Origin of the sequence: Arenibacter sp. F20364 (assembly GCF_023015905.1) — a bacterium.
Lineage (GTDB): Bacteria > Bacteroidota > Bacteroidia > Flavobacteriales > Flavobacteriaceae > Arenibacter.
In genome coordinates this window covers 1-20,060 of the sequence record NZ_JALKBD010000007.1, presented here as the reverse complement: position 1 = coordinate 20,060, position 20,060 = coordinate 1, and the positions used below count along the sequence as shown (strand labels likewise).

General features: G+C 39.7%; 19 protein-coding genes and 1 pseudogene. 9 read left to right on the top strand and 11 right to left on the bottom strand.

Features of this window, described 5'->3' with window-relative positions; all coding sequences use genetic code 11:
- Positions 1 to 24: 24 nt before the first annotated feature.
- Both MWU84_RS07255 and MWU84_RS07250 read right to left on the bottom strand, forming a co-directional pair.
- Positions 25 to 900, bottom strand: a complete 876-nt coding sequence (locus MWU84_RS07255; RefSeq protein WP_246900042.1) for a glycerophosphodiester phosphodiesterase family protein — start codon at positions 898 to 900, stop codon at positions 25 to 27.
- Positions 901 to 1,111: 211 nt separating this feature from the next.
- Complete coding sequence (locus MWU84_RS07250) at positions 1,112 to 2,356, bottom strand: DUF5103 domain-containing protein (protein WP_246900040.1); 1,245 nt, start codon at positions 2,354 to 2,356, stop codon at positions 1,112 to 1,114.
- Positions 2,357 to 2,505: 149 nt separating this feature from the next.
- Here MWU84_RS07250 and MWU84_RS07245 point away from each other — a divergent pair, with 149 nt between their 5' ends.
- From MWU84_RS07245 to MWU84_RS07210, 8 genes are all read left to right on the top strand, one after another.
- Positions 2,506 to 3,858, top strand: a complete 1,353-nt coding sequence (locus tag MWU84_RS07245) for a Na(+)-translocating NADH-quinone reductase subunit A (protein WP_246900037.1) — start codon at positions 2,506 to 2,508, stop codon at positions 3,856 to 3,858.
- Between the two features lie 3 nt (positions 3,859 to 3,861).
- Positions 3,862 to 5,130 carry an NADH:ubiquinone reductase (Na(+)-transporting) subunit B gene (locus MWU84_RS07240; RefSeq protein ID WP_246900035.1) on the top strand — a complete coding sequence of 423 codons (1,269 nt, stop codon included), beginning with the start codon at positions 3,862 to 3,864 and terminating at the stop codon, positions 5,128 to 5,130.
- Between the two features lie 2 nt (positions 5,131 to 5,132).
- Positions 5,133 to 5,885: a Na(+)-translocating NADH-quinone reductase subunit C gene (locus tag MWU84_RS07235; RefSeq protein WP_246900033.1), complete on the top strand. Its 753-nt coding sequence runs from the start codon at positions 5,133 to 5,135 to the stop codon at positions 5,883 to 5,885.
- A 3-nt stretch (positions 5,886 to 5,888) separates the two neighbouring features.
- A complete protein-coding gene (locus MWU84_RS07230; RefSeq protein WP_031444941.1) occupies positions 5,889 to 6,536 on the top strand; it encodes an NADH:ubiquinone reductase (Na(+)-transporting) subunit D in 648 nt (215 codons plus the stop codon).
- 24 nt (positions 6,537 to 6,560) lie between these two features.
- Positions 6,561 to 7,298, top strand: coding sequence for an NADH:ubiquinone reductase (Na(+)-transporting) subunit E (gene nqrE / locus MWU84_RS07225; protein WP_246900031.1), 738 nt, complete (start codon positions 6,561 to 6,563; stop codon positions 7,296 to 7,298).
- A gap of 2 nt (positions 7,299 to 7,300) precedes the next feature.
- Positions 7,301 to 8,608, top strand: a complete 1,308-nt coding sequence (gene nqrF / locus MWU84_RS07220) for an NADH:ubiquinone reductase (Na(+)-transporting) subunit F (RefSeq protein WP_246900029.1) — start codon at positions 7,301 to 7,303, stop codon at positions 8,606 to 8,608.
- A 142-nt stretch (positions 8,609 to 8,750) separates the two neighbouring features.
- Positions 8,751 to 9,110, top strand: coding sequence for a Na(+)-translocating NADH-quinone reductase subunit F (locus MWU84_RS07215; RefSeq protein ID WP_246900027.1), 360 nt, complete (start codon positions 8,751 to 8,753; stop codon positions 9,108 to 9,110).
- Complete coding sequence (locus MWU84_RS07210) at positions 9,088 to 10,119, top strand: FAD:protein FMN transferase (protein ID WP_246900025.1); 1,032 nt, start codon at positions 9,088 to 9,090, stop codon at positions 10,117 to 10,119. The genes MWU84_RS07215 and MWU84_RS07210 overlap by 23 nt, the downstream gene beginning before the upstream one ends.
- Here MWU84_RS07210 and MWU84_RS07205 read toward each other — a convergent pair whose 3' ends face one another.
- The 3 genes from MWU84_RS07205 to gpmI all read right to left on the bottom strand — a co-directional run bounded on the left by MWU84_RS07205 (position 10,120) and on the right by gpmI (position 13,460).
- Positions 10,120 to 10,884, bottom strand: coding sequence for a class I SAM-dependent methyltransferase (locus MWU84_RS07205; protein ID WP_246900023.1), 765 nt, complete (start codon positions 10,882 to 10,884; stop codon positions 10,120 to 10,122).
- A 161-nt stretch (positions 10,885 to 11,045) separates the two neighbouring features.
- Positions 11,046 to 11,864: a type I methionyl aminopeptidase gene (gene map / locus MWU84_RS07200; protein WP_246900019.1), complete on the bottom strand. Its 819-nt coding sequence runs from the start codon at positions 11,862 to 11,864 to the stop codon at positions 11,046 to 11,048.
- A 78-nt stretch (positions 11,865 to 11,942) separates the two neighbouring features.
- The gene (gene gpmI / locus MWU84_RS07195; RefSeq protein ID WP_246900016.1) at positions 11,943 to 13,460 is read right to left on the bottom strand and encodes a 2,3-bisphosphoglycerate-independent phosphoglycerate mutase; all 1,518 of its coding nucleotides are present in this window, start codon (positions 13,458 to 13,460) and stop codon (positions 11,943 to 11,945) included.
- A 383-nt stretch (positions 13,461 to 13,843) separates the two neighbouring features.
- Between gpmI and MWU84_RS07190 the strand changes: the two genes are divergently transcribed.
- Positions 13,844 to 14,242, top strand: a complete 399-nt coding sequence (locus MWU84_RS07190; protein ID WP_246900014.1) for an ankyrin repeat domain-containing protein — start codon at positions 13,844 to 13,846, stop codon at positions 14,240 to 14,242.
- A gap of 109 nt (positions 14,243 to 14,351) precedes the next feature.
- Here the strand turns inward: MWU84_RS07190 and MWU84_RS24420 are convergent, their stop codons facing one another.
- From MWU84_RS24420 to MWU84_RS24310, 6 genes and pseudogenes are all read right to left on the bottom strand, one after another.
- Entirely contained in the window at positions 14,352 to 14,519 is a 168-nt protein-coding gene (locus MWU84_RS24420) for a DUF6747 family protein (protein ID WP_348647854.1), read from the bottom strand.
- A 125-nt stretch (positions 14,520 to 14,644) separates the two neighbouring features.
- Positions 14,645 to 15,412, bottom strand: a complete 768-nt coding sequence (locus MWU84_RS07185) for a M48 family metalloprotease (RefSeq protein WP_246900012.1) — start codon at positions 15,410 to 15,412, stop codon at positions 14,645 to 14,647.
- Between the two features lie 40 nt (positions 15,413 to 15,452).
- Positions 15,453 to 16,187: a M15 family metallopeptidase gene (locus tag MWU84_RS07180; protein ID WP_246900010.1), complete on the bottom strand. Its 735-nt coding sequence runs from the start codon at positions 16,185 to 16,187 to the stop codon at positions 15,453 to 15,455.
- A gap of 286 nt (positions 16,188 to 16,473) precedes the next feature.
- Positions 16,474 to 17,643 carry a gliding motility-associated C-terminal domain-containing protein gene (locus tag MWU84_RS07175; protein ID WP_246900006.1) on the bottom strand — a complete coding sequence of 390 codons (1,170 nt, stop codon included), beginning with the start codon at positions 17,641 to 17,643 and terminating at the stop codon, positions 16,474 to 16,476.
- A 4-nt stretch (positions 17,644 to 17,647) separates the two neighbouring features.
- Positions 17,648 to 19,249 carry a hypothetical protein gene (locus MWU84_RS07170; RefSeq protein ID WP_246900004.1) on the bottom strand — a complete coding sequence of 534 codons (1,602 nt, stop codon included), beginning with the start codon at positions 19,247 to 19,249 and terminating at the stop codon, positions 17,648 to 17,650.
- 73 nt (positions 19,250 to 19,322) lie between these two features.
- Positions 19,323 to 20,060: pseudogene (locus MWU84_RS24310) on the bottom strand (hypothetical protein); the annotation flags it as partial.

Below are 20,060 nucleotides of genomic sequence, written 5' to 3'. Positions count from 1 at the left end.
TTTGATTGTTTGAGACTGTAAGTGTTATCGGTGCAGGTTTTTAGATCTGAGATAGCTTAAAAGTTTTTCCGGTAAATCGGTTTGAATTACGTTTACGTATTTTCGTGTCAAAAGTGCATCAAAACCTGAATCTTTCACTTGGTTTTCCATCCTATCATACTTGCCCAAAGCATTGATCCATATCCTGTATCCAGAATTTATCAGTCGGCGCATAGTACCATTTCTGTAATAGCTCTCATCAATATGAATAATGGAAATGTCCTCTAATTTCTTAATGGCCCTAATATCCTTTCTGGAATAGGACCTGGGCATTATTTTAATGTCCTTGTTTAATTTTTGGTACTGGGTGGTTTCGGGAAAGTCATACAGGAAAAATAATATCTGTTTTTCCATACCGTATTTTTCTATCATATCGAAAGTTTGTCTTACGGCCGCCTCTCCCTCCAGCTTAAAATCCACATCCAATAGTATCTTGCCCTTGGTTAATTGTAGTACCTCTTCAAAGGTTGGTATCTGCTCATCGGTTATATCATCTCCGAACTTAAGTTTAAACTCCTTTAGTTCGGCCAGGCTAAAATCATCTACTTTTCCCTTTCCATTGGTGGTTCTGTCAATGGTTTTGTCGTGCATTATCACAAGAACACCATCCTTACTTTTTCTAATATCGATCTCAACAATATCGACGCCGATTCTTATACTTTCTTCAATGGCTGCCAAAGAGTTTTCAGGGTAATTGGGATTGGTAGCTCTATGGGCTGCAACGAGGACCTGTTCCGGGTGGTTGTGGTAATCGTTAAGAATGCTGTCCAGTTTGGTTTCTTGCGCTAAGGAACTTAGGCTTAAGAAAAGAAGTAGGGTAAAAATGATTTTGTTCGAAATTGGGTAAAGGCCGCTGTTCATAATTAATTATGCGTTGTGGAATGTGTTGTAATTCCGGTAATTATTGTGGTGCAATATAACAAGACTTTTTGTTTACACGTTTAAGCTACTGTTAATATCTTGTCTGGGGCTTCTTAATTTGTTGCTGTCGTTTTTATAGGCCTATATATCGTTAGTGTCTTAAGGCCACTTGGACAAATGCCGTATTGAAAAAGCCTATTCAAAAATATTGTTAATTGGTTATGGAACGGGAATTTGCAGAGCCTACTCCAATAACGCTGTCGTATATATCGCCAAAATTTCTATAATAGACCAGGATGAGGTAGTTATTTTCAGTAAAGTGAAAATTTCCAGATATAGTGTTCATATCAATATCACCTTCCTCGTTTTTCATTACGTATTTGTAGTTGTAAAATCCCTGTTTCATTTTTATAACCGCCTCCATATTGCCGGTTTCCTCATTATAGGTCATTTTATTTTCTTCCTCGAGGGCGTAATTATTGTATTTTCCAAATACATATACATCGTTCAGACCAATTAATCCGGTGTAGGGTAGGGTAAAATGAATGTAGCTGTATTCAGACTCCCTGGAGCTGTCGTCTCCCTGTAAGGTCCTGACTACAAAATCTCCATTAACGTCAGGATAGTAGGTGTAGGGCCGGTCGTACCTGTAATAATCCGAAAATAGATAATGGTTGTAAAGATTTGTAAGTTCTATTCGGGAAATGGAAGAACTGGGCGCTCTTAAATCTTTGGTATCGAAATTAAAATATTCATTTCCGCCAAAAAAACTGGTTTCTTGGTCATATTTATATACCAGTTCCGTCCCAAGTATAAATTGAGGGCTTATATTGGTAATCGTGGTGGGCCAAAGGTTGTTTTGAATTATGGCGACTTTTACCTCCTTCTTGGGGTTCACCAATTTTATTTGATTGGCATTGATGGTAAACTGTACAACCTGTTTTTCATTTAAATACTTGAAATCCCTTGAACGTTTAACAACGCCACCAACAGTTACCTGGTCTAGATATACTACAAATCTTCTAGAAAATTGAAGCTCATTATAACTATTGTAAATTTCCAAAACGTAATTACCACTAACTTTTAATGCTGTGTTATCATTGGGTATGGTAAGCTTGTAATTGGAATAGGACTGCAATGTGGAGTAGCTATTTTCGTAATTTACTATCCGCTCGTTGTCCATTCCATTTAAATATTGAGATTTTAAAAGGGAAGACGGCGTCCAATCGTAATCGCAATGTACAATCTTATAATAGTAATCCTGTTCATTGGCAAGAAGGTCGTCGAACTCTAGATAAATCGGGTCGCCCAAATTTACGACAGGAAATTGGTCGTCGGTACCACCTTTAAATACAATGGTTTTGATGTTTGTTGGAGGGTTAATTTCCACCTGCACCTGAGCAAAAGCAAAATTGTTGGTAAGGAACAGTAAAAGCGCAAAAAGATTCAATCTCATTTGGTGTTATTTTCACGTAAAGGTAAGCAAAAAGCAAGCCTAAATAGATTAGCCAGGTTTAATCTCTAAATTTATAAGTAATAATTATGAAAACTTTTTATTAAGTATTAAATTTGCTCGAAATTTTGATAACCTAAGGTCTACTAAATATGTCTAAAGACATCCGAATTAAAAAAGGCTTGAACATTAATCTTATTGGTGATGCGGAAAAGACCACTTCCAAAGCTGTTTTAAGTAATGTTTATGCGATTAATCTTCAGGATTTTCACGGAATTACACCTAAATTATTAGTTAAGCAGGGCGCCGAAGTAAAGGCGGGAGAACCACTTTTTTACAATAAAAATGTGGAGGATATGCTTTTTGTTTCCCCAGTAAGCGGGGAACTGATAGAGGTAGTGAGAGGAGCAAGAAGAAAAATTTTAACCTTGAAAATACTGGCCGATAAAAGCCAGGAATTTGTGTCGCACGCACCTTTGTCTCCTGAAAGCGCTAAGGCTGAGGAGGTTAAATCATTGCTATTGAAATCTGGGTGTTGGCCTTTTATTAAGCAAAGACCTTATGATATTATTGCCAATCCAAGCGCAACCCCAAAAGCGATATTCATCTCCGCTTATGTTACCAGTCCTATGGCGGCCGATTTGGATTATGCTTTAAAGGGTAAGGAAAAGGAAGTGCAGGCTGCATTGACAGCCTTGGGGAAATTAACTCCCGGTAAGGTGCATGTTTCAGTAGGTAAAGGTGGGCAGTCTATTTTTTCAAATATGGAAGGTATTGAAATACATAATGTATCCGGTCCACATCCTGCTGGTCTGGTAGGTACCCAGATAAATAAAATAGATCCCATTAATAAGGGCGAAGTAGTTTGGACAATTACTCCTCAGGACCTTGTTATTATAGGGGAGCTATTGCTTTCAGGAAGGTTTAACGCCGAAAGGGTCGTGGCTCTGGTCGGATCCAGCGTAAAGGCTCCAAAATATTACACTACCAAAATTGGTTCTGAAATAGCTACCTTTTTATATGCCAGTGGTGTTAATACAGAGAATTTTAGGTTGATCAATGGAGATGTTCTAACTGGAACCAAGACCAAGCCGGACGGATATTTAGGGTTTTATAACAATACCGTAACCGCTATTCCCGAAGGTGATGATTATGAGTTTTTTGGATGGAACAAGCCGGTTTTTAATAAAATTTCCTCTACAAGGGCATTGACCTTCTCATGGTTGCAGCCCAAAAAGAAATACGATTTGGATACCAATACGAATGGCGAACATAGGGCATTTGTAGTTACTGGATTGTATGAAGAGGTTTTTCCAATGGACATCTATCCCTTACAGCTTCTTAAAGCTTGTATGGTGAAGGACTTGGATGAAATGGAACAGTTGGGGCTGTATGAAGTTGCTCCGGAAGATTTCTCACTTACTGAATTTATTTGCATCTCTAAACAGCCCCATCAACAAATTATTAGGGAAGGGTTGGATTTATTATATAAAGAAATAGGATAAAAGATGAGCTTAAAAAATAATTTACATAATTTAAAGGAGAAGTACAAGGGCAAGAAAATGGCCCCTGCATTCAATGCAATCCATACTTTTTTGTATGCTCCTAACGAGACAACTCATTCTGGTTCCCATGTACGTGCAGTGGATGATTTAAAACGTACGATGAATACAGTGATCATGGCTTTGGTGCCTGTGCTTATTTTTGGGATTTTCAATGCTGGTTATCAGCACTATGCAGCTGTAGATGCGGCCAATGGGGCTGTTAGGCAAGCTTCTCTTTTTGGGAACTTTCTAACTTGGGAAAACTTTATCATGGGAGCATGGACCGTGCTGCCGTTGGTAATCGTTTCTTATGCGGTTGGACTTGCAGTGGAATTTTTATTTGCTGTAATAAAGGGACATGAGGTTGAGGAAGGTTATTTGGTTACCGGTATGTTGGTTCCCTTGATAGTCCCAATTGATACCCCATTGTGGATGTTGGCTGTTGCCGTTATCTTTGGGGTTGTCATTGGCAAGGAAGTTTTTGGAGGTACCGGAATGAATATTTTGAATCCCGCACTTACCATAAGGGCGTTTTTATTCTTTGCCTATCCTACCTGGATGAGTGGGGATAAGGTTTGGGTGCACCAAGCGGTTGACTTGGCCGGTGGTCCGGACGCTATCTCTGGAGAAACCATTTTGGGTTATTTGGCCCAAAATAAGGCGGCGGAAATGACTTACTCTGTGTCAGACATGTTTTTTGGCTTTATTCCTGGATCTGTTGGAGAAACTTCTACAATATTAATATTGCTGGGCGGACTTTTCTTGATTTATAGTAAGATTGCCAGTTGGAGGATCATGGTGAGCGCCGTATTGGGGGCTTTGGTCATGGGAGTTATCTTTAACGGGGTAGTTGATGCCGGTTGGATAACGGAAACTAGTAAATTCTACGGATTAATGAGTTTTGACTTTTGGCAACATTTGATCGTAGGTGGTTTGGCCTTTGGTATTGTGTATATGGCTACCGATCCGGTTACTGGAGCCCAGACCAATAGGGGTAAATGGATTTACGGATTCTTTATAGGGTTTATTTCAGTATTGATAAGAGTGTTCAACCCTGCATATCCTGAAGGCGTGTTCTTGGCTATTTTGTTGATGAACGTTTTTGCTCCAACAATTGATCATTATGTGATTAGGGGTAATGTAAATAGAAGAATGAAGCGTGCTAAAAACGCTACTATTTTGCCTGGGGATGGAGAAGGAAAAGCACAGGAATTAAAAGCAGAAACAGTATAATCATGGCAGTTAACACAGATAAAAATAGTTACACCGTTATTTTCGCCGCCGTTATGGTGGTCATTGTAGGGTCTCTTTTGGCATTTTTTGCCTCCTCCTTAAGTGAAAAGATTAAGGAGAACGAAAGACTGGAAAAACAACAGAATATTCTTTATGCCATGGGCGTAAACGAAAATGAAGATGAAGGAAGTGTCAATTTCGTTTCTACGGATCGGGTTGCAGGTGAATTTCAAAAATATATCACGGAGCAACTAGTAATTGAAGGAGATCAGATTACAAAGGACGACAACGCATACCTTATCGATCTAAAGAAACAGGAAACTGTGGCCAAAGCTGGCAAAACTAGAAAGTTGCCTCTTTTTATCGGTGAAAAGGATGGGTCAAAATATTATATCATTCCTATGAGGGGCAAAGGTCTTTGGGATGCTATTTGGGGCTTCGTAGCCTTGGATAATAATTTGGTGGTACAAGGTGTGTATTTTGATCATAAAGGAGAAACCCCTGGTTTGGGAGCCAATATAAAGCAACGTTACTTCATGGACGATTTTACTGGAGAATCCATTTTAGATGGTACGGAATATGCCGGTATCGCAGTGGCCAAGGGAAATAACGATCCTACCAACGAAATTAAGGACGATAATGAAGTTGACGCATTGGCAGGAGCAACCATTACTGGTAACGGCCTGTCCGCAATGATCAAAGAAAGCGTAAACCTATATAAGTCCTACTTGGAATCAATAAGAGCTAAAAATTAAACTATGGCACTACTTTCAAAAAAAGATACGAGTCTAATATTAGACCCCTTAGCGGATAACAACCCGATTACCATCCAGGTTTTGGGTATTTGTTCGGCATTGGCAATTACAGCAGAGCTAAAGGCATCCATTGTAATGGCCTTATCGGTTGTATTTGTATTGGGTATAGGAAATGTTGTTATTTCCTTAATGCGAAACATTATCCCTTCCAAAATTAGAATTATTGTACAATTGGTAGTTGTGGCCGCCCTGGTGATCATGGTAGATCAGGTTTTAAAAGCCTTTGCCTATGAACTGAGCAAAACGCTTTCTGTTTTCGTGGGTCTTATCATAACCAACTGTATCATTATGGGACGTTTTGAGGCCTTTGCCTTGGCCAACGGACCTTGGAGGTCCTTCTTGGACGGTATTGGTAATGCAGCGGGTTACGGGCTTATACTTGTTATAATTGGGTTCTTTAGGGAACTTTTGGGTTCTGGTACCTTACTTGGTTTTAAGGTGTTGGGAGATCCCATAGAAAAAACAGGTTTATATGCAACGGGTTATGAGAACAACGGATTTATGTTATTGTCCCCAATGGCTCTGATCGTTGTTGGCCTCATTATATGGGTGCAACGTTCACGCAACAAAGCTTTAATAGAGGAAAACTAGTAGTCATCATAAGAATAGAATGTTATGTTAGAACATGTAGAATTATTTTTTAAATCCATATTTATAGATAATATGGTATTTGCCACGTTCTTAGGAATGTGTTCTTACCTTGCCGTTTCTAAAAAGGTGACTACCGCAGTTGGTCTTGGAGCCGCTGTGATATTTGTACTGGCGGTAACGGTACCCTTAAACTGGTTGTTGGATCAATATCTTTTAAGGGATGGGGCTTTGGCTTGGTTAGGACCTGAATATGCTGATTATAACCTAAGCTTTTTATCCTTTATCCTCTTTATAGCTACCATAGCAACTATGGTGCAATTGGTAGAGATCGTTGTAGAGAAATTTTCTCCTGCACTTTATAATTCGCTAGGAATATTTTTACCACTGATTGCTGTTAACTGTGCCATCTTGGGAGGTTCATTATTTATGCAGTCGAGAGATATCCAAACACTTGGATTGGCCTTTAATTATGGACTTAGTTCCGGAATAGGATGGTTTTTGGCTATTTTGGCCATTGCTGCCATACGTGAGAAAATTAGATACTCCAATGTTCCACCACCACTAAGGGGCCTTGGAATAACTTTTATAATTACTGGACTGATGGCTATTGGCTTTATGAGTTTTGGCGGTATGTTGACAGGCGGTGATGAAGCTCCAAAGGAAGTAGAGCAGAATACGGCCCAAAAAGTAGAGGAAGATAAAATAATTGAGGAGACCAAAGAAAATACGGTTTCTTATAACAACGCTATAATAAACGAGTAAAGATGATCTTAGCTACAAGTACAATTGGAACAATACTGATAACGGTAGTTGCTTTTTTAATACTACTGTTATTGTTGGTGGCACTATTACTGTTTACCAAGGAAAAATTATCCCCATCAGGGCCGGTAACCATAACTATCAATGGTGAAAAGAAAATTGAAGTAGGTTCAGGGGGGTCTTTATTGTCCACTTTGGGAAACCAGAAAATATTTCTTCCTTCTGCCTGTGGAGGTGGTGGCACCTGTATTCAGTGTGAATGTCATGTGCTGTCAGGTGGAGGGGAAGCCCTTCCAACAGAAACACCACATTTTTCCAAAAAGGAATTGAACCATGGAGCTCGTTTGGCTTGCCAGGTAAAGGTGAAGCAGGATATGGAAATTACCATTCCTGAGGAAGTATTCGGTATTAAAAAATGGCAGGGAACTGTTGTACGTAATTACAACGTGGCTTCATTTATTAAGGAATTTGTAGTTGAAATTCCTGAAGATATGGGGTATAAGGCCGGTGGGTATATTCAGATCGAGATTCCTCCATGTGAGGTGAAATTCTCAGAAATGGATATCACCGCGCATCCTGAAGAGCACGAAACCCCTGATAAGTTTCAGGCAGAATGGGATAAATTCAACCTGTGGCCCTTGGTTATGAAAAACCCTGAAACTGTGGAAAGAGCTTACTCTATGGCTTCCTATCCTGCTGAAGGAAGGGAAATTATGTTGAACGTTCGTATAGCCACTCCACCCTGGGATAGGGCCAAAAATGGTTGGATGGATGTTAATCCTGGAATTGCATCTTCCTATATTTTCAATTTGAAAAAAGGAGATCCTGTTACCATTTCTGGACCTTACGGTGAGTTCTTTATTAACGAATCGGATTCTGAAATGTTGTATGTAGGTGGTGGTGCCGGAATGGCTCCGATGCGTTCACATTTATATCACTTGTTCAACACTTTAAAGACGAACAGAAAAGTTACCTATTGGTATGGAGGTAGGTCTAAACGTGAATTGTTTTATTTGGAACATTTTTACAGACTTGAAAAGGAATTTCCAAACTTTAAATTCTATTTGGCATTATCCGAACCTTTACCAGAGGATAACTGGAAAGTAAAGGAGAATATTGATGCGCCAGGTGACGGTTTCGTAGGATTTATACACAATTGTGTAATTGAGAACTATTTGAACCATCACGAATCTCCTGAGGATATAGAACTATATTTCTGTGGACCGCCATTGATGAACAAGGCCGTTCAAAAAATGGGAGAAGATTTTGGTATCCCGGATGAGCATATTAGATTTGACGATTTTGGAGGTTAGTATATAATCTTTAAGATTTCCAAGACCTTGATGGTCTAATTATAGACCTGTCAGGTTTTCAAAACTTGACAGGTCTTTTTTTTTAATAGTTTTATGAAAATGCCCCTATTTCAGTTTGGCATAGGTCTTTAAATTTTAGATAATGGGTAAACCTTTAACGGAACAGGAATTGCATAATCTGGCGATGAATATTGTTGGAAAACAATTGGAGGCCGAGGGGTTCGAGTTTATGGGGGTTAATAGCAAACCGAAAAGGAACCCTCAATTTGTCTGTCTTAAGGATAAAAAATTATTTTTTATCGTGGTCCGGAGTGTATTGCATCCCCAAGATCCAAGAGAATACGACAAAACTTTGATGGAGAAAATTAAGGATCATGCCCTGACCCAAAACGGAGAGGCCTATTATGCCGGTGTTGGTCTCTACAATGCAGAGGATAGGAATCTGCCAGTTTATCTTAATGAAGCTTATATATTGGAATATGACGGACTTATTAAAATATAGTGGCATGCGTTTAGTGGTGATTTGTTTGATCCTGATTTTCGCAGGATGTAGGAATAGTGAGTCCAAATGGGTAAAGAATATAAGTTCTGGGTCAGCCTTGGGAACTTCCTATAACATTACTTATTTGGCTACGTCGGAATTGAATTTTGAAAGGGAAATCGATTCCCTTTTTCAAGTGTTAAATCAATCTATGTCCACTTATATACCTACTTCCGATATTTCAAGAATTAATAGAGGGGATTCTACCATTGTTGTGGACCAAATGTTTAGGGAGGTTTTTGAACTTTCGGGTAGAGTTTTTGATGTCACTGATGGCTATTTTGACCCCACCGTTGGTGTATTGGTGAATGCCTGGGGCTTTGGTCCGGGAACTGAGTTACAAATGGATAGTATGAAGGTGGATAGCCTTTTGGATTATGTAGGGTTTAACAAGGTGAGCATTAAGGCTAATGGTGAAATCAAAAAGGAGAATCCTGCGATCTATTTTGATTTTAATGCCATAGCAAAAGGATATGCGGTAGACCGTTTGGCCGTTTTGTTGAAGAATAAAGGTTTGACCGATTTTTTAATCGAAGTAGGAGGGGAGTTGGTCGCACAAGGGGAAAATAGGATCAAGGAGAAGAGATGGGTAGTGGCTATTGATGACCCTATGATGGAAGAAAGCAGAACTTACAAGAGGACCTTGTATATGAAGGACGCTGCCATGGCTTCCTCCGGCAATTATAGAAAATTTAAAATTGATCCGGAAACCGGTGCCAAGTACGTTCATACCATTGACCCTAAAACAGGCTATACCAAGAATTCCAATATCTTGGCGGTCAGTGTTATGGCCAATGACTGTGCCACTGCAGACGCATTTGCAACTTCTTTTATGGCCATGGATCTAGAGAAATCCAAAGCAATTTTGGCCCAGCATAAAGAATTGGAAGGCTATATTATTTATTTGGATCCGGAGGGAAATGTTTTGGAATATATGACCAATGGATTTAAGGAGAATGTCCGGGAGTAATTATTTGGACACCAAGGGGATGATTTCTCCTTTGGCCAAACGATAATTATCCACTTCCGCAGAAGAGAGCCTTTTGGAATAATCTACTTCCTCTACCTTAAAGCCTATAGCTCTAAGTTTATCAAAATAATCCCTTCCATAAATACGGACATGGTCGTACTGTCCAAATATTTTTGCCCTTTCCTTTTTATCCGTAATACTATTGTCCTCGTAGGTGTCGGCCCTGTTAAGGTCTTGAGGTATTTGAAAAACTCCCCATCCCCCAGGTTTTAGAACCCGATATAATTCTTCCATAGCTTTGGTGTCATCGGGAATATGTTCTAGAACGTGGTTGCATAATATGACGTCGAAGGAATTGTCAGTGAAGGGCAGGTTACATATATCCGCCTTCACATCTGCCAGGGGCGAATTTAGATCGGTAGTGGTATAGGATATATTTTCTAAATTTCTAAACCTTTTGTAGAAGGCTTGTTCAGGAGCAAAATGCAATACCTTAAGTTTGTCCGTAAAAAAATTGGTCTCATTATTTAAATAAAGCCACAAAAGTCGGTGCCGTTCCAAAGATAGGGTAGAGGGGGATAATACATTTTCCCTAGAATGTTCATAGCCGTATGGGAGAAAACTTTTAAATTTCTTACCGTCTATGGGATCGGTGTAACGATTTCCGCGCATGCCCAAAGCCATAAGCGGCCGCACCAAATAACTTAGTTTTATTAGGATAGGCCTCGGGATGGTATTTAGGATATATTTAAATAATTTCTTCAAATTGCTTTGGCGGGTTTACAATTGAAATAGCTTAGATTTAATGAGAAATTTTATCTTGCTTTAAAAGTATAGTGTCAGGGTGAAAACTTTGACTTAAACAGAAACAATGGTATAAATGCCCTAAGATAAGATCCAAGGGAAATTAATTAACCTACTCATTGTTAAAGCACCAACGCTTTTTGGCGAAACTCCGCTTCTTCGTCACTTTGTATTCCTAAAGCCTCATAAATGTAGGCAAAGGTGGAAAGTATTTCTGGTTTGCCGTCTATAATGGCTACATCGTGTTCAAAATGTGCACTGGGCTTATTGTCCGCGGTTAGAATGGTCCAGCCGTCCTTTAATTGTTTTATTCTTCGGGTGCCTAAATTTATCATGGGTTCTATGGCCACTACCATTCCCTCTACAAATTTCTTTCCCCTTCCGCGTTTTCCATAATTGGGCATTTCGGGATCCTCATGCATTTCCCTGCCCAATCCATGGCCGACAAGTTCCCTAACTACGCCGTAACCGTGACTTTCAGTATATTGTTGAATGGCATAACCAACATCACCTACGCGATTCCCTACTTTAAACTCACGAATTCCTACATAAAGGGATTCTTTGGTGATCTGTAACAATTTTTTTGTTTCCGGGTTAACTTCGCCAACCTCAAAAGTATAGGCGTGATCCCCGTGGAATCCATTTTTAAATGCACCACAGTCAATCGAAATAATATCGCCCTCTATCAAAGGGGTATTGTTTGGGATTCCATGAACAACCTGGGCATTGGGACTCATGCACAAGGAATTGGGAAAATCGTACAATCCCAAAAATCCGGGAACAGCACCGTGATCCCTAATAAATGCCTCGGCCAGAGTATCTAGCTGTAAGGTTGTTACCCCTGGCTTAACTTCACTGGCCAACATTCCCAAGGTCTTGCTCACGATCAATGCACTTTCGCGCATCAATTCTATCTCTTCTAAAGTCTTGATCTTTATCATAGAGTGCAAATGTAAAACAATACTTTTAAAACTGCACCTTACAAGGTATTTGCAAATACCTTGTAAGGTGACAAATTACTAAACTAAGGGCTTTCTGGTCATTAATTCTGGCTGAGGAACACCTATCAATTTAAGAATGGTAGGGGCAATATCGCCCAGTACACCATCTTTGATGCTCTTCAATTCACTATCTACCAAAATTAAGGGCACCGGATTTGTGGTATGGGCCGTATTGGGGCTACCGTCCGGATTTACCATAGTCTCACAATTTCCATGATCGGCAATGACCAAAGTGGTGTAACCATTTTCCAGGCCAGCAGTAATTACGGACTGTGCACAACTATCTACAGTTTCGCAGGCCTTTATTGCCGCTTGCATATCTCCGGTATGGCCTACCATATCCGGGTTGGCAAAATTGAGGCAAACAAAATCTACCTCTCCTTTTTTTAATTCTGGAATTATGGAATCCCTTATCTCGAAGGCGCTCATCTCCGGTTTTAGGTCGTAGGTAGCAACCTTGGGCGACGGACATAAAATGCGCTCTTCCCCTTCAAAGGGAATTTCCCTTCCGCCATTAAAGAAGAAAGTTACGTGTGGATATTTTTCAGTCTCCGCAATCCTTATCTGTTTTTTGTGGGCTTTGGACAATGTTTCTCCCAGGGTTTCGCTGATATTATCCTTGTCATAAACTACTTTCACTCCCTTAAAGGAATCATCGTAGTTGGTCATGGTTACATAATATAGGTCCAATTTGTGCATGTTGAGTTCGTGCATGTCTTCCTGACTTAGAACTTGGGTAAGTTCCCTACCACGGTCTGTTCTAAAATTGAAAAAGATAACGACATCGCCATTTTTTATTACCGATAGAGGTGCCCCTTGATCATCAGTGACCATTAAAGGCTTCAGGAATTCATCGGTAATGCCAGATTCGTAACTCGCCAATATGGACTCTTCTATATTTTTTGTTTTTTGGCCCTCACCGTTCACCAATAGGTCATAGGCCATTTTTACCCGTTCCCATCTTTTGTCCCTATCCATGGCATAATACCGGCCAATAACACTGGCCAGTTTTGCATTTTTATCGGAGCAATACTTATTCAGTGCTTCTACATATCCAATTCCGCTTTTAGGATCTACGTCCCTTCCATCGGTAAAGGCATGGATATAAGTCTTTTTAAGGCCATAGCTTTCACTGGCATCAATAAGTCCTCTTAGGTGCGAGGTGTGGCTATGTACACCCCCATCACTTAGTAATCCCAAAAAATGGACGGGTTTGTCGTTGTTTTTGGCATATGTGAGCGCATCCTTAAGTACTTGCTCATCCTTCAAGGTATCCTGGTCAATGGCCAAGTTTATTTTGGCCAAATCTTGGTATACGATACGGCCGGCTCCTAGGTTCATATGGCCTACTTCACTATTGCCCATTTGCCCTTCCGGCAATCCTACATTCATACCATCGGTCAATAGATTGGAATTGGCGTATTTGGTATAAAGGGAATCTATAAATGGAGTGTTGGCATTTTCTATAGCGGAGACTTTGGGGTCTGGGGATTTACCCCATCCGTCCAAAATCATTAAAATTACTTTCTTGTTCATGTTATGTTTCTTATTGATGTCAAAAATAAAACTATTGTCTATGGATTGCTAGAATTTAGGACACCTTTTTTAAAATTTATTAGCGAAACTCAATTTTGAGAAATCAGTAAGGCGTACTTAAAATTGGAAGTTGAACTAATCCCGCCTTTTTCGGCAGGATCGAGGGTCAATACCTCGACCCTTGGATCGATTCCTATAATAGGGTTCAGGGCTTGCCCTGAGGTTTAATACCTTTTATTTTCTAAGAAATGGATGTTTTACAGGAATGACCAAATGAAGGTTGTTTTGTTAAAATTTTGTTATTTAAGAGGGGAAAGTGAAACAAATTTAACGGAATGTAGTCTGTTATAGTAATCAATAATCACTAATTAATCTAATTCATCATGAGAAAAACAATTTTAACAGTCGCCATGGCATTATTGTTTATGGTAACCGGCGTATACGCCGAAAGTAACAACAACATGAACAGCCTTAATGAATCAACAATTGTGGGCAACCCTGAAGAATTAAGCTCCTTTTGCAAGGCTATTGTTCAAGGGGATGTGGAAACCGTTAAGCGGTTAATAGAACTAGGTGAAGATGTTAATCAAAAATCTTTGGGAAAAACACCTGCCATTTTTGCAGCGCGTTACAACAAGGTTGAAATTCTAAAACTCCTTATCGCCAATGGTGCCGATCTAAAAATTAAGTGTGATAATGGACGCAACGCAAAAAAGCATGCGGAACTATCAAATGCCACTGAAGCCTTGGCAGTAATCAACGCAAGTCTACAGAAGAAATAGTTGTTGGAAATCCGATTAATAAAAAAAACCTATCGATAATGTTCGATAGGTTTTTTTATTGCTTCAATTTGCTTTTATAGTGTTCAAGTAAAAGAGCAAATCTAATGTTCTAGAATTTAAATCCAGTAAAGGCTCTAAATAATAATGCATAAAGCGCCATGGATAACATTGCCAAGCAGAAAACAGAGTAAATTTTTAAGAATATTACTGCAATTTCTGGTTTACAATTCTCGAATGCCGCTAGGTAAATGTTCTTAAAGTGTAATAAAGTTCCCATATAGTTTCATTTAAGTGATTGTAAATCACAGCTATAAGGGTTAAATTTGAGCGGGTAATAAGATTTGGTTCTGGTGCAATATACTAAGAATCCGTTGAAATACTAATTTGGATATATAAAATTGGCTATTGTTGTCCTTTAATTCGTTCAATGGCTTCTTTTATCCGTTGAATCCTATTTTCTGGGTCTGGATGTGTGCTTTGAAATTCAGGAACTCTATTTGGCCCTGCCGCAGCCTTTAAAATTTCCATCACCTTGATCATCTCATAGGGATCGTAACCGGATTGTATCATGAAAAGAACCCCTAATTCATCACTTTCCAATTCATCGTCCCTACCATTGGTCAATAGGGTGTTTTGGCCAATGCTATTGACAATTCCACCGGCATCGGCACCAACGGAAGCGCCCATGCTTACCGTCTGCCAAAAGTTGCTGTCTGCAATCCTTTCCGCAGAGTGTCTGCCAATTACATGTCCAATCTCATGTCCCAATACTCCGGCTAGTTGAGCTTCGTTTAATTGGGAGAATAGGGCATAGGTCACAAATACAGGACCGCCGGGCAAAGCAAAGGCATTGATGGTCTGGTCATCTGCCAATAAATGAAAATCATATTTGTAGGGGGTTTCCCTGGCAATACTGTTGTTTACCAATTTATTTCCCAACTGATCCACAAATGATTGTAAACGTTCATCAGGATATAGTCCCCCATATTGTTGGGCTACCTCGGGAGCACTCTGCAGGCCAATGGCTACTTCTTGTTCCGTACTCATATTGATATTCTGGACCCGTCCGGTATAGGGGTTTTCCTCCGAGTTATTGCAGCGTTGGATAAAGGCAAAAGCCACTATGGCCAAGCCAATGAATATCCTAATTTTCCAACTGCCTCTTCTCATTTGTATTATTTATAGCTCCAATGTGAATTTACAAAACTGCTTATAGGAGATCAGGATTTATATCTAAAATATTATTCTGAATATAACCCTTAAGGAATCCGGAGGTAAAGTTTTCCTTACCTATTATGTCTTCTTCCAATAATAGCTTAAAAATATTCTTTCGTCTAAAGGCCTTCAGCATGGGAATGGAAATGGGGGCGTAGCTATAATGCCATGGTTCGTATTTAAATCCTTTTCTTTTTGGGTTATCGGTATAGACCAAATAGAAGCCGAATTTATTGGCATTGTTATCCATCCATTTTTTTAAAAGTGAGAAGGGGCCGCCTTCCCCAAATTTTTCGGGTACCAAAACATCTCCTGTGGTTTTTGGATATCCGTCAATGATGTCGATATCCGTTCCCCAATGATGCCTACTGGTTCCCGGTATAGTGGAGTATTCTATAATTTTTTCAATAGCATCCAATTTGGACATCCCTTTTTCTTCAGAGTATTGTAAATACTTGCGTTCCCAAATAGCATCCTGCCGATAAAAATTACGATAGCTCGATACAATCTTTAAGTCAATGCCATCACTATAAGCCGCTTTTTTCATCTCCAAAAAAGCGTCATGTGCCTCTTTTCTTAAGTTGATGTCCTTCCCAAATAATTCTATATCCACTTTGCCCATAAGCTCGGCAACGGAGTACACGGGATCTTGGGAAAGGGTGAGGCCTGGCAGCAAGGATAAGGCCAAACCGGTATAACTACTTTTTTTAATAAAGGATCTTCTTTGCATAAGGCAATAATTACAATATTATAACGCAATTCAATTCATCATGGTATCGCAAAAATACTGCCAGATTGTAAATAAGGAGGAACCACCTGCATTCAATCGGACTTAATTGAATTGATAATAAGCTATAAAGTTACTTATTTTCTGTAAGATTGACTCCCCTTGGCCACGGAATTACATTAGTGAATATGGTAGGTGGGGTTGACAGATTCCTACAATAATAAATCGATTTCAGTCGATAGCTTTTACAGACTATATTGAAAGATGGCCAAAAGACCAATTCCTTAAATTAATTTTTGGAATGATGTGACAGGTATAGATATCCCTGATGCTTAATTTTTAAGTCATTCAAAATGATGATGTAGAAATAAACACCTGAGGGAAGACCCATGCCTCCTTTTACCAGCATATTCCTGTTGGATATTCCTTCAAATTCATCATTATAGTTTTCTTTGTAGTAAACCAATACTCCGTATCTATTAAAGATTTGAAGAAGATTGTTTGGAGATTCGGCAATGCCATCAATTACAAGAAAATCATTGGTACCGTCCCCATTAGGTGTTAAGAAGTAATTGCCCAGGTCTATAGTGGTAAGGGTTTCATTTAAATCTACGGCACCACCTATGGTAATAATTTCGTAATCATTTGGAACAAAACTATCAGAAGTTATAGTTCCAAACGAGAATTCTCCTTCAAGGGCCGTATTCCCTAGATTCATCCATTTTTTTTGACTTTTGCTCCACCCAACAACAGTAAGGTCACTAATATATTCTCCAAGGGTACCAATATTACTGTAATTGTCCCAGGAGAGGGTAACCATTGATGTTACATCTCCTTCCAAACGCCAAAATTCCTGGTTGCTTACTGCAGCCACATTAAAATCCCTTTTGTCTGGATTGAAATTTTCATTAAAACTAGTTTGGTTGTCCGGGGCTACAAAAAAATAGGCACATTTGGCCAGGGCATTTACACTTTCTGAAGTTAGGGTCAAAGGTCTCATACGGTCACCATCTCCAACGGGGAAGGTAAAGGTATCCTTATTTGCTATAGCCCCATATCCATCAATTTTGGTATTGTTTCCCTCACCGACGTAAAATGAATCATCGGAAAAGTTAAGGAAAACATTGGAGCGATTCCTAGGGGTAAATACGTTGCCCTGTATAAAGTTGAAATTATTCCGTATCCCTATGCTTGTTTCCAGATAAAGTCCGTCATTTACTGCTATCTCGGAATCATAAAAAACAGGGGCAAAGGCCCCGGAAATGGTCAATGGGTCGTTATCGCCATAAAAACCTACCAAACCTAAATTCTCATCAAAGGTACCATCGTTAATGACGTCCATATGGAAACCTACCATGGCAGTTTCATGAATCTGAATAGTACCATAATTATGTACAGCATCTTGGCCAAAAAGGACATGCAAAGTAAAAAACAGTACTATAAAGGCCTTGATTCTCATTAACTTACTTTATTTTATTGATAATGAAACTGGAGGTGCCAGTTGCCGAAAGATGAATATCCCCATTATCACCTTCTCTTTCTACAATTATTGAAATAACATCGTTGGCACTTAATTGTAATATTTCGTTTAAGGCTATAGTGGGCATAAACTCATTTTTATATCTAAAATAACCAGTTGCCCCCATGGCACCAACAGCAGATCCGTTAACATGAATTCTAAAAGTTAGGCTAACCTTGTCATCGTCTGTCCATAGCATTATATTGGCTCTAATGTCGTATCTACCTGCTTCTTTGACCCTTAGGGTATTTCCGGAAACCTGGTATAAATTGTTGCCATCATCCTTATAATTTTCATTGCCAAAAAGAGGAACGGAAGTACCATCGTTATTTAAATCGGTGGAGGTATTGGTGTTTGTCCACCTAGCCCCTCTATTTATATTTAAATAAGCTCCACCGTCTGTTCCGGTTGATATAATATTATTGGCATCTGTAGATACTACAGTACCGGAGGAAGAGCTGGAGCCCGTTGCGGAAATTGAATTCCATGTGCTGCCATTGCTTTGTACCCAAAGTGTACTTTTGGCACTGATTTGGTTGGACGTACTGCCCGAAGCATCAAAGTAATTGCTAATAGTTATAGAACTGCTGGTGGTGTTTTTTAGGACGTAGATTCTGCCCGTTGCTCCGTTGGCTGCGGGTAGGGTAATGGAAATATTGGAATTTATTACCACGGTATAATGGCTTTCATCTAAGGTTAGATTGCTTCCGGCCGTAGTAATCGCAGTAGATAAGGAACCATTTATTTGTAAGGTTGAATTGGCCAGGCTACCCGTATTGATACCTACTCTGGGAAGTGCATTTTGGGAATCACTGCTACCCTGTACCCGCAGGAGCTCCTTAAGAAGGCCATCCCTGTAATCATATCTTTTAAAGATAAAGGGTTCTGAACCATCATCACCTATTATAAACTCTACCTGACCATTATTGGATGTTCCGGTAGATCCAATTTCAAAAAAATCTGTTCCGGCGGCACTGCCTTTAAGCCTAAAGTTACCATCGGTGTTGGTATAGAACATGGGTTTATAGAACGAAGCTGCATCCGCTTGGAATTGAAGTGCGGAAACACCGTTACCTCCTCCAACGTAGGTAATATATTGATTAGGATCCGTGTAATCCGGATAAGGTTGAACTAAACCAAGGGTTTGCCGCCTACCGAATTTCAGGATACTGGTATTGTTAGATCTAATGTCCATGGCAACATCGTTTTTAGTCCCTAAAAATGATGCTCCAGCTACAGCCGTATTCCCATCCAATAACCAGTTGTCATTGGAGGGGGTTACCCAATTGGTTCCATTGTAAAAATATATTTTTTTATCCGTGGTATTGTAAAGCATGGATCCTGTAATGGATCCACTTATTGCGTTCATCTCAGTAGTGGTCGCTGTATTAAGTCCCAATAAAAGCCCTGGGTCTATTTGGGCATGGGCCACAAATTGAGATGTAAAAAGGATAATAAAGAATAAATTAAGGGCCGCCTTGTTAAGGTGGAGCTTTCCTTTCTTAGTTTCTATTCTTTGCACTTTATATTTGCTGCTGTTGAACATTATATCTTTTTGCTTTTAATTATCTGATTAAATTGGAGACTTTATTTAATTGATGTTTTGGTTCCATATTATTTTAAAAATCCAAAATCATAAACATAAATTCAGAATTAAACCTTACCCTGTCTGATGCTCCATTGTCATTATCTCCAATGATTACTTCAAAACTGGAGGATGTTTGATTAATATATCCGATTCCAGGGTTATCGTTACCTGCTCCATTTCTATCAGGCTGCGTTAGTTGGATAATATAATTGGCGCTTGAAACCATACCTGAGGGCAGGTTTATTCTATAATGCCCGTTTCCGGATAATTTGGTTACCGTTATTCCAGAGGTCGCTTTTACAATTCCACCTGCTGCGGATATTTTTCCTATTGCTTTTATCATATTATCTCCTTGAGGTCCTGTATCACCTGTTGCACCCGTTGGGCCGGTAGCGCCGGTGGCTCCATTAGTTCCATTAGTACCTGCAGCACCGGTTGGACCAGTTGCACCTGTGTCGCCTTTTTCTCCTTTAGGTCCGATTGCACCATCAATACCATCCGATCCTGCGGGACCAGCTGATCCTGTTGCTCCAGTTTCACCTTTTGCTCCGGTTGCACCAGTAGCTCCGGTAACACCTTGGATACCTTGGGCACCTGTATCGCCTTTAGCTCCAGTATCACCTTTATCACCTTTCTCACCTTGTGCTCCAGTTGAGCCAGTATCTCCTTGATCTCCCTTGGCTCCGGTCGCACCAGTATCTCCTTGGTCTCCTTTAGCTCCAGTTGCTCCAGTTGCTCCAGTTGAACCAGTGGCTCCAGTGGAACCAGT

Bases quoted from the DNA above. Each gene is read 5' to 3' on its own strand.
- MWU84_RS07245 (WP_246900037.1), top strand. From the start codon at position 2,506: ATGTCTAAAGACATCCGAATTAAAAAAGGCTTGAACATTAATCTTATT.
- MWU84_RS07175 (WP_246900006.1), bottom strand. From the start codon at position 17,643: ATGAGAATCAAGGCCTTTATAGTACTGTTTTTTACTTTGCATGTCCTT.
- nqrF (WP_246900029.1), top strand. From the start codon at position 7,301: ATGATCTTAGCTACAAGTACAATTGGAACAATACTGATAACGGTAGTT.
- MWU84_RS07185 (WP_246900012.1), bottom strand. From the start codon at position 15,412: ATGAGAAGAGGCAGTTGGAAAATTAGGATATTCATTGGCTTGGCCATA.
- gpmI (WP_246900016.1), bottom strand. From the start codon at position 13,460: ATGAACAAGAAAGTAATTTTAATGATTTTGGACGGATGGGGTAAATCC.
- MWU84_RS07180 (WP_246900010.1), bottom strand. From the start codon at position 16,187: ATGCAAAGAAGATCCTTTATTAAAAAAAGTAGTTATACCGGTTTGGCC.
- MWU84_RS07210 (WP_246900025.1), top strand. From the start codon at position 9,088: ATGACGGACTTATTAAAATATAGTGGCATGCGTTTAGTGGTGATTTGT.
- MWU84_RS07190 (WP_246900014.1), top strand. From the start codon at position 13,844: ATGAGAAAAACAATTTTAACAGTCGCCATGGCATTATTGTTTATGGTA.
- MWU84_RS07215 (WP_246900027.1), top strand. From the start codon at position 8,751: ATGGGTAAACCTTTAACGGAACAGGAATTGCATAATCTGGCGATGAAT.
- nqrE (WP_246900031.1), top strand. From the start codon at position 6,561: ATGTTAGAACATGTAGAATTATTTTTTAAATCCATATTTATAGATAAT.
- MWU84_RS24420 (WP_348647854.1), bottom strand. From the start codon at position 14,519: ATGGGAACTTTATTACACTTTAAGAACATTTACCTAGCGGCATTCGAG.
- MWU84_RS07230 (WP_031444941.1), top strand. From the start codon at position 5,889: ATGGCACTACTTTCAAAAAAAGATACGAGTCTAATATTAGACCCCTTA.
- map (WP_246900019.1), bottom strand. From the start codon at position 11,864: ATGATAAAGATCAAGACTTTAGAAGAGATAGAATTGATGCGCGAAAGT.
- MWU84_RS07240 (WP_246900035.1), top strand. From the start codon at position 3,862: ATGAGCTTAAAAAATAATTTACATAATTTAAAGGAGAAGTACAAGGGC.
- MWU84_RS07255 (WP_246900042.1), bottom strand. From the start codon at position 900: ATGAACAGCGGCCTTTACCCAATTTCGAACAAAATCATTTTTACCCTA.
- MWU84_RS07250 (WP_246900040.1), bottom strand. From the start codon at position 2,356: ATGAGATTGAATCTTTTTGCGCTTTTACTGTTCCTTACCAACAATTTT.
- MWU84_RS07170 (WP_246900004.1), bottom strand. From the start codon at position 19,249: ATGTTCAACAGCAGCAAATATAAAGTGCAAAGAATAGAAACTAAGAAA.
- MWU84_RS07235 (WP_246900033.1), top strand. From the start codon at position 5,133: ATGGCAGTTAACACAGATAAAAATAGTTACACCGTTATTTTCGCCGCC.